The following is a 7,758-nucleotide window of genomic DNA, read 5'->3' on the forward strand; positions in this document are numbered from 1 at the left end:
CATAAATACTTATTATGGTTAATGTCTATCTGAGAAAGCGGCAGTAAAAGTATTTTTCTGCCAGACCATAACGCTGTTGTCGTTTTTAGGGTGTTCTCCCTCTCCCTGTGGGAGAGGGCCGGGGTGAGGGCACCAGCGCGCAGAGGACTAAATCACTCCCCAAGCGTCGCCACCATCACTGCCTTAATCGTATGCATCCGGTTTTCCGCCTGGTCAAACACGATGCTCGCCGCCGACTCAAACACCTCGTCCGTCACCTCCATCCCGCCGTGCAGATCGAACTCCTTCGCCATCTGCTTGCCGAGCGTGGTCTGGTCGTCATGGAACGCTGGCAGACAGTGCAGGAACTTCACGTCCGGATTGCCGGTCAGTGCCATCATCTGCACGTTCACCTGATACCCCCGCAGCAGCGCAATCCGCTCTGCCCACTTCTCTTTGGCTTCGCCCATCGACACCCAGACGTCGGTATAGATAAAGTCCGCGCCCTTCACGCCCGCCGCCACGTCTTCCGTCAGGGTGATTTTGCCGCCGTGCTTTTCCGCCAGCGCGCGGCACTCCGCCACCAGGCTCTCTTCCGGCCAGCAGGCTTTCGGGGCCACCAGGCGCAGATCCAGCCCGGTCAGCGCCGCCGCTTCCAGCATTGAGTTGCCCATGTTGTTGCGCGCGTCGCCCGCGTAGACCAGCGTCATCTCGTTAAACGCCTTGCCCGGCAGGTGCTCCTGCATGGTCAGCAGGTCCGCCAGCAGCTGCGTCGGGTGGAACTCGTTGGTCAGCCCGTTCCACACCGGCACGCCCGCATACTGCGCCAGCGTTTCGACGACGTCCTGGCCGTGACCGCGATACTGAATGCCGTCGTACATCCGCCCGAGAACCCTCGCGGTGTCCTTAATTGACTCTTTATGCCCAATCTGGCTGCCGCTCGGCCCTAAATAGGTGACGCGTGCGCCCTGGTCAAATGCGGCAACTTCGAAAGAGCATCGTGTACGGGTCGAGTCTTTTTCGAAGATGAGCGCGATGTTTTTACCGGTAAGCTTCTGTACTTCCTTGCCCTTTTTTTTATCGGCCTTGAGCTGTGCGGCAAGGGTCAGCAGAGAAGTGAACTGTGCAGGGGTAAAGTCGAGCAATTTCAGAAAGTGTTTCTTGTATAAATCGGCCATTTTATCCTCACATGGCGAACGCCACTTATTGAATTAAAATTCACTTTATATGTGTAATTATTCATTTGCAACCCCGTTTCACAAATCTTTCCAACAAAGGTGGAGGCAAACCCGTCCGTGTGTGAAAATAGAAGTATCTGCCGCACTTTAAAGAGGATTGAGCCATGGCAAACCCGGAATTACTGGAAGAGCAACGCGAAGAGACGCGTCTGATTATTGAAGAACTGCTGGAAGACGGTAGCGATCCGGACGCGCTGTACACCATCGAACACCATTTCTCTGCGGACGACTTTGAAGCGCTGGAAAAAATGGCCGTGGAAGCTTTTAAACTGGGTTACGAAGTGACCGAGCCGGAAGAGCTGGAAGTGGAAGAGGGCGATACCGTCATCTGCTGCGACATCCTGAGCGAAGGCGCGCTTAAGGCGGAGCTGATCGACGCGCAGGTCGAACAGCTGATGAACCTGGCCGAGAAGTTTGAGGTGGAATACGACGGCTGGGGAACCTACTTCGAAGATCCGAACGGTGAAGACGGCGAAGAAGGCGACGACGAAGATTACGTCGACGAAGACGACGACGGCGTGCGTCACTAAGCGTTTCAGGCGGTGGCGCGCGCCACCGCTTTTTTCAAGGCAGAACCATGGATTACCCGCAGATACTCGCCCCCGTACTCAACTTCCTCCAGTGCCCGACCCCGCAAGCATGGATTGATAAAGCCCGCGACCCGGCGAACCTGCCGCTGCTGCTCACCGACCACATGGTGTGCGAGCTCAAGGCCGCTCAGACCGCGCTGCTGCTGGTGCGTAAATACGTCGCCGACGAAAGCGGTGCCGACGCGCTGCTTGACTGGCTCAAGCCCTACGAACAGTTCACCTTTCGCGACGGTCCGGAGCCGGACTTCATCGCCCTGCATAAGCAGATTGGCAAAAGCGTAATGCCCAAAACCGACGACCCGTGGGGCCAGGCGCTCATCGACAGCATGGTGCTGCTGATTAAAGAGGAGCTGCACCACTTCTGGCAGGTGCGCGAGGCGATGCTGGCGCGCGACATTCCGTACGTCAAAATCACCGCCAGCCGCTACGCCAAAGGGATGCTGAAGGAAGTGCGCACTCACGAACCGCTGACGCTGATCGACAAGCTCATCTGCGGCGCCTACATCGAAGCCCGCTCCTGCGAACGCTTCGCCGCGCTTGCCCCGTTTCTCGACGACGATTTGCAGAAGTTCTATCTCTCGCTGCTGCGCTCGGAAGCGCGCCACTATCAGGACTACCTGATGCTGGCCCAGCAGGTAAGCGACGACGATATCTCACCCCGCATACAGCATTTTGGCGAAATTGAAGCCACACTTATCTCTACACCGGACCACGAGTTTCGCTTCCACAGCGGCGTGCCGGTGTAAACCGGCATAACGCAAGGATAAGGATGCGAGATGAAAAAAACGTGGATCAGTACGGTCATTGTTGTTGTCACGGCTGCCGCCGTGGCGTTCTGGGTCTTCTTTGACAGGCAGCGCGCTCCGGAAGCGCAAATTGATACGGCCCTTAACGCGATGCCCGCTTGGCAGGTGATCAAGGAGCAGGAGCCTGTGCTGCATCAGCGCATCCTCGACCAGATGGCCGCCCTGCAAAAGGCCGGCGAGCCGGAGCAGCACATTATCGACACCATCCAGCCGCAGATCCTGCATTTACAGATGACGCGTCTGCAAAACGCCCCGGACGCCAACGTGGTGAACTACATGACCATCAACATGGAGCAGACCGCCGCCATCCAGAAGGTGAGCGACGACGCCTGCTTCCGCTTCCTGTACCCGATGGTGAAGGGCGGCATCAACCCGATGCGCATGCTGGATAAAGACCTGATGACCCGGCGCATGCAGGCCGATGCCGACATGATGCGCGCGGCCTACGGTAAAAACCGCCACACCGTGACCCAGGCCGAACGCGAGACGGCTGTCGAAGACGTGCGGCCCATTATGAAAGAACTTGCCGATAAGTACGGCGAGGACATTCAGCTGTTGCAGATGCCGCAGAAGGCAGAAGGCAAGGAAAAGCTCTCCTGCGATATGGTGCAGGCGATGTGGGCGAAGGTGCTGGCACTGCCGGAGCAGAAGGCGGCAGGGGTGATTCGTCTGGCGGTGTCTGAGCTGGAGTGACGAAGGTAGCTGGTTTTTTGGGCACTTAGCGCGGGTTTCGCGCGTCGTCGCTTGCATGGCGGCGCGCGACAGGTATAATCCACAACGTTTCCGCATCCCCTTCAGTGCCGAAGTGGCGAAATCGGTAGACGCAGTTGATTCAAAATCAACCGTAGAAATACGTGCCGGTTCGAGTCCGGCCTTCGGCATTCAGTACCTTATTTTCTTTTAAATCAATGAGTTAGTGTGAAAAACCCGTCTCATTGACCAGTAGAAAATGTCAATTCTTCATCACGTGCAAAAGCCACTGTGTTTGTTAATGGCTTTGGTATGTTAGCACATAGTGGCGAGTAGTTCCCAAGCTCAACCTCGTATCGCTTTTCTCTTTGAAGCTGGAAGACGTGCCGCCGTCTCTAAACCTATACCAAAACAGACTGATCATACGCATTTTAAGCCCGATGTGCGGCCTTGTGGCTGCGTAAACAGGTGAATAGTGGTAAACGTACCTGCACACGATATGCAGGCTCTGCCAGCGCTTCGCTCACGCTCCTTACGGTACACGAGCACCCTGATAAGGTGTGATCCATCTGACAATCTGATGAAGTCGCTACGCTCCGCTTGTTGCTTGTACCACTAACGGGGCTTTATGGCTTGTATTGTCCAAATTTTACGCTACGCTACCTTTGATTACTCACAGCAAAGGATAAATAAGATGGAAAAAGAACACTTTAAGGCTCACGTTCAATATGGCGACTGGAAAGGAAGCGTTGCTGCTGACGATGCATACGACGATTTTGCTAAATACCTTAGCGTTGCAGGTATTCTCAAACAGGGTGAGATGGTGACAGGTATATCCTTTCACTCTACGGAGAATTTCTTTGATATTGAGGCGTATATCACCGAGGATGCGAATGTCTTACGTAAAGAACGTGTCCAGATGACCCTTGAGGAGTTTTTCAAAACCTTCAAACGTTTTTCAATCAAGATTTCTCGCCATGGGGAACTTGATGATCAAGAAATCGAGTTCAAAGTGTAAGGAATCATCATGAGCATTTACTTCACTGATCATGGCAGTGCCATTGAATACCAGGTAGAAGGACGTTGGACAGTCAAGGGCGATTATTTGCAGGTCAACCATGGCCCCAACATTCCAGGTGGTTTGTACAAAATCAACGACAATAAAGTGAAATTCCCATTCGACTACAAAGAAGTTGAAGGAGTGATCGACACTGAGAAACTCACTTTCACCGTGTGTGGCATCGAATATAAAATGAGAAAAATTAAAACAAATCCGTGGGATGTATAGTTGAAAAGGGGGCACTACGCTCCCTCGTATTGTCTTCTTAACCCATACTGCTAACGCCATGTTTTAGGGGTGACTGTCTGTATATCAGCCGTTATGATTGCAATACATTCAGAGTCATAAGGATTGGGACGTGGATACAGTCGAAGAACTCAACGGAACATACTTTTATGCGGGGCGTTCAAACCTCACCGCCTCCGAGCTATTTTTCATGGTCTTCTGTGAAAATGTTGTCGATCAACTTGGTTTAGGTCTTGTTGATTTCGGTGCTGTAGTTGCCATTGTATCTGGGCGTAATACTCTCCCTACAAGAGCAAAACCAAACGGCGCTGAAAAGGGAACATCCTATGCGTCTAAAGCCTCACGAAAAGTGTTCAAAAAAGCGCAGTTCCCTTTCGGTATCAAACTACCTTCCGTTATCGGTGGTTATCCACCTTCCACAATCAGAATCAGGGCGGTAGCTAACATTGGAACCTTTACGGGCAGGGCTATTCCTGTCGTGGGGTGGGTTATCTTAGCTTCTGATATCTCTCAAATCACCTATCGCACTATCCGAGACTACAATGCTATAGCGCGAGGTAACGATAAGTTATGGTAAACAATGTTGAGCAGCGCGTTTATGAGCTTGTACGGCCTTACGCTGGCACGTACCTATTCAAGTTCAAGAAAGTAGAGCTAACACCTAAAACGGATCTTGATACTGATTTGAGTCTTGATGAGCTTGAAGCTGGTGAGTTAATGGATAAGTTTTTCGATGCGTTCAAAGTTGAACGGGGAAACTTTAAAATAGAAACTTACTATCCTGATCAGCCTGTTTCATGGAATCCATTTAAGAAAACAGAGCCTGTTCCTGTACCAGATTTCAATGTTGGTATGCTGATCGAATCAGCTAAAGCCGGAAGATGGTTGTACGAATAAGGGGCGCATCGCCCCCAGTAAATGCTGACTTATTTAGCCGTAATAAAATTAAGAATTTTTTACATGGATTAAAAGGAGATTAAGAAATGATTGAGTTGGCATCAGAGGTTGTTAACTTCATTGTAAATAAAATTGGATTGATTTTTTCCTTAGCTGCATTGGTGTTATCTTTCTTGAGCTATAGGAATAGTAAATTAGTAAAAAAGAAGAACGACAAAGATGCTCTTTATAAATTTAAGACGGAAACCTTACTCAAGGCACGGGAATTTGAAATTGCTTTTCAAGATTCATATGATAAGATAGATGGCTTTATAAAAGAGTTGCAAGGAAATAACACGCTCTTTGCGGAGCCAAAGAATGTAATTTTGAATGAGTTGATTTCACAGCGTGACACATTCTATAAACAGTGTGTGCTTGACGCCAAAGCAACTTGTTTAAAATTAATAGATAACTTTGATACATTAAGTGAAGACGAATTTGCTGAATATCATAAGGTTTTTAACTCTGAATTGGAGAGATTAAAAGCAAATAATAAAAGGTTAGATTCAAAGTTTACGTCTTTAATCCAGAGTATTGCAGTAAAATAAATACACTCCATGAAGAATTACTCTATTTGGTATGAATTATTCCATCGCATTTACCAACATTGGGCACTCTTGATATCAATATAAAATGCCCTAAGCGCGTGTCCCTCTCTTAATGCCCGTTGAATACTTCGTTCGTAGTGCGTCTACTTTGGCCTGTGTGATCCCCAGGTAGGCGCGTGTGTGTTCGGTGGAGCGATGCCCCAACATCTTACTAATCACCTCCAGGTCTTCGCCGTGGGCGTGGGCGATAGCAGCCACGGTCTTACGTGCGCTGTGCATGGCGATCACTGCATCCTGTGGCAGCAAGCCCCGCATTTTGAGCTTGTCCACTGCATACTGAATCTCTGCATGGATTTTAGAACGGCTGATCGGCTTACCCTTGCTCCGGTTGCTGTCATTCTGGAATACATACACGTTATCCCCGCGCTCGTTATGACGAGCCTTGAGAACCTCCCTTGCTGTCTCCGTCAATTCCACTACTACCGCTTCTTTGGTTTTGTCTTGGGTGATACGTAATACCTTGCTACCTATATCCAGCTCATCCCAACGCCAGGAACGCATATCTACGCCACGAAGCTGTGTTTCTACACCGATAAGGAAGAGATCCGCCACTGTCTGGCTCTTCTTCGCGATTTCTTCTACTACCAGAGCCACCTGATCGGCGCTATCAAGTCCGTCTGTACGCTTTGCACCCTTACTGATTGCCATTCTCTTACCTCCTTAATCTGTTTCGATGGGAAACCAATATTGATCAAAATCATATAGATAGCAAGATCATTTTGTTCATAATTGCATAAATGTCTTATTGGTGGGGTTTCGGGAGTATTAAGTGGCATTAAACGCGATTAAAGCCGATTTAGGGGAGCGCGGTTGCGAGAGGTGCTTAACGGACTGAAACCAGGCTCCCCGATCTGGTGATTTCTTGAGTTTAAAATATCTCATTGATTCATAAGGGTTTTATATTTAACTGTGACAGGTCATAGAAACTTAATCTTGTCAACAGATTTATTTTTGCAGGCTGATTTTGCTCCAGGAATAGCCGAAAAAAGGCCAATAAATAGAGCTAAAACATAAGTGATTGTTTCTACTGAATGATGAGTAGGACAGATAACCTGAATGTCCTATCGGAGAGGGATAATTCATGGTAAATGAGAGTCATTATCAATTGACGTAATTGCATCAGGAAATGATTAAAATGCTAATTAATTGGCGGGTTTCAGCATGGAAAAAAGCGAATTGTTACTCTATAACAATAAAATGAGAAACTCGTTAAGCGCATTGCACCTACCATGAAAGTGTACATTGTGGACAATGATCACTGTGAGCCTTGCGTGGTGCGGTTTCCGCATAAGTGATGAAAGATACTTTGAAAGTGAGAAAGGCGCTCAGAGAGCGTTACAGGCAGGTTATTTAGGATGGAATAAGCATAGCTATACCTGGTATTTAGAATGCAATTAGCGTGGGATTTTTCCGGCGCTATGGAGGCGAGTATTCGCGATTAACACGTAATCATGAGTGAAACGAGGGATGTAGGGTTAATTCTCCATAAAGTGGACTGTACAATTTGGTATGCGCTGATCACGCGCATGAAAGATAGCTATACAGGAAAGTGACCTCTACAGAGTGTTATTGTTGAGAAGAGATTTTCCTGTAGAGATAACTTGT

The 7,758-nt window shown here is 49.1% G+C and carries 11 protein-coding genes and 1 tRNA gene; 9 read left to right on the plus strand and 3 right to left on the minus strand.

Annotated features, from left to right (window positions below):
* Positions 1-152: 152 nt before the first annotated feature.
* Together argF and IM300_RS22750 are read right to left on the minus strand one after the other, a co-directional pair.
* Positions 153-1,157 carry an ornithine carbamoyltransferase gene (gene argF / locus IM300_RS22410; protein WP_193038345.1) on the minus strand — a complete coding sequence of 335 codons (1,005 nt, stop codon included), beginning with the start codon at positions 1,155-1,157 and terminating at the stop codon, positions 153-155.
* Positions 1,127-1,222, minus strand: a complete 96-nt coding sequence (locus IM300_RS22750; RefSeq protein WP_226842415.1) for a hypothetical protein — start codon at positions 1,220-1,222, stop codon at positions 1,127-1,129. Before IM300_RS22750 ends, argF begins: the two co-directional genes overlap by 31 nt.
* A gap of 99 nt (positions 1,223-1,321) precedes the next feature.
* Between IM300_RS22750 and rraB the strand changes: the two genes are divergently transcribed.
* From rraB to IM300_RS22455, 9 genes are all read left to right on the plus strand, one after another.
* Entirely contained in the window at positions 1,322-1,747 is a 426-nt protein-coding gene (gene rraB / locus IM300_RS22415; RefSeq protein WP_017694625.1) for a ribonuclease E inhibitor RraB, read from the plus strand.
* A 47-nt stretch (positions 1,748-1,794) separates the two neighbouring features.
* On the plus strand, positions 1,795-2,553 hold the full coding sequence (miaE, locus tag IM300_RS22420; RefSeq protein ID WP_193038346.1) for a tRNA isopentenyl-2-thiomethyl-A-37 hydroxylase MiaE: 759 nt from the start codon (positions 1,795-1,797) through the stop codon (positions 2,551-2,553).
* A 30-nt stretch (positions 2,554-2,583) separates the two neighbouring features.
* On the plus strand, positions 2,584-3,306 hold the full coding sequence (locus tag IM300_RS22425) for a topoisomerase II (RefSeq protein ID WP_193038347.1): 723 nt from the start codon (positions 2,584-2,586) through the stop codon (positions 3,304-3,306).
* A gap of 106 nt (positions 3,307-3,412) precedes the next feature.
* Positions 3,413-3,494: transfer RNA gene (locus IM300_RS22430), tRNA-Leu, on the plus strand.
* A gap of 503 nt (positions 3,495-3,997) precedes the next feature.
* Positions 3,998-4,321: a hypothetical protein gene (locus tag IM300_RS22435; RefSeq protein WP_193038348.1), complete on the plus strand. Its 324-nt coding sequence runs from the start codon at positions 3,998-4,000 to the stop codon at positions 4,319-4,321.
* A 9-nt stretch (positions 4,322-4,330) separates the two neighbouring features.
* Complete coding sequence (locus IM300_RS22440; RefSeq protein ID WP_048278971.1) at positions 4,331-4,591, plus strand: hypothetical protein; 261 nt, start codon at positions 4,331-4,333, stop codon at positions 4,589-4,591.
* Between the two features lie 130 nt (positions 4,592-4,721).
* Positions 4,722-5,186, plus strand: a complete 465-nt coding sequence (locus tag IM300_RS22445) for an STM2901 family protein (protein WP_015704509.1) — start codon at positions 4,722-4,724, stop codon at positions 5,184-5,186.
* A complete protein-coding gene (locus tag IM300_RS22450) occupies positions 5,180-5,506 on the plus strand; it encodes a DUF1493 family protein (RefSeq protein WP_193038349.1) in 327 nt (108 codons plus the stop codon). Before IM300_RS22445 ends, IM300_RS22450 begins: the two co-directional genes overlap by 7 nt.
* Before the next feature lie 86 nt (positions 5,507-5,592).
* The gene (locus IM300_RS22455; RefSeq protein WP_193038350.1) at positions 5,593-6,093 is read left to right on the plus strand and encodes a hypothetical protein; all 501 of its coding nucleotides are present in this window, start codon (positions 5,593-5,595) and stop codon (positions 6,091-6,093) included.
* A gap of 90 nt (positions 6,094-6,183) precedes the next feature.
* On the opposite strand, the gene IM300_RS22460 is transcribed toward IM300_RS22455, so the two are convergent.
* Positions 6,184-6,801, minus strand: coding sequence for a tyrosine-type recombinase/integrase (locus IM300_RS22460; protein WP_193038351.1), 618 nt, complete (start codon positions 6,799-6,801; stop codon positions 6,184-6,186).
* Positions 6,802-7,758 lie beyond the last annotated feature (957 nt).

It is taken from the genome of Enterobacter cloacae complex sp. I2, assembly GCF_014896205.1.
Taxonomy (GTDB): domain Bacteria; phylum Pseudomonadota; class Gammaproteobacteria; order Enterobacterales; family Enterobacteriaceae; genus Enterobacter; species Enterobacter quasihormaechei.

What these genes read in the sequence shown, in the direction of transcription:
- argF (WP_193038345.1), bottom strand. Translation starts at nt 1,157, where the DNA reads ATGGCCGATTTATACAAGAAACACTTTCTGAAATTGCTCGACTTTACC.
- IM300_RS22750 (WP_226842415.1), bottom strand. Translation starts at nt 1,222, where the DNA reads ATGAATAATTACACATATAAAGTGAATTTTAATTCAATAAGTGGCGTT.
- rraB (WP_017694625.1), top strand. Translation starts at nt 1,322, where the DNA reads ATGGCAAACCCGGAATTACTGGAAGAGCAACGCGAAGAGACGCGTCTG.
- miaE (WP_193038346.1), top strand. Translation starts at nt 1,795, where the DNA reads ATGGATTACCCGCAGATACTCGCCCCCGTACTCAACTTCCTCCAGTGC.
- IM300_RS22425 (WP_193038347.1), top strand. Translation starts at nt 2,584, where the DNA reads ATGAAAAAAACGTGGATCAGTACGGTCATTGTTGTTGTCACGGCTGCC.
- IM300_RS22435 (WP_193038348.1), top strand. Translation starts at nt 3,998, where the DNA reads ATGGAAAAAGAACACTTTAAGGCTCACGTTCAATATGGCGACTGGAAA.
- IM300_RS22440 (WP_048278971.1), top strand. Translation starts at nt 4,331, where the DNA reads ATGAGCATTTACTTCACTGATCATGGCAGTGCCATTGAATACCAGGTA.
- IM300_RS22450 (WP_193038349.1), top strand. Translation starts at nt 5,180, where the DNA reads ATGGTAAACAATGTTGAGCAGCGCGTTTATGAGCTTGTACGGCCTTAC.
- IM300_RS22455 (WP_193038350.1), top strand. Translation starts at nt 5,593, where the DNA reads ATGATTGAGTTGGCATCAGAGGTTGTTAACTTCATTGTAAATAAAATT.
- IM300_RS22460 (WP_193038351.1), bottom strand. Translation starts at nt 6,801, where the DNA reads ATGGCAATCAGTAAGGGTGCAAAGCGTACAGACGGACTTGATAGCGCC.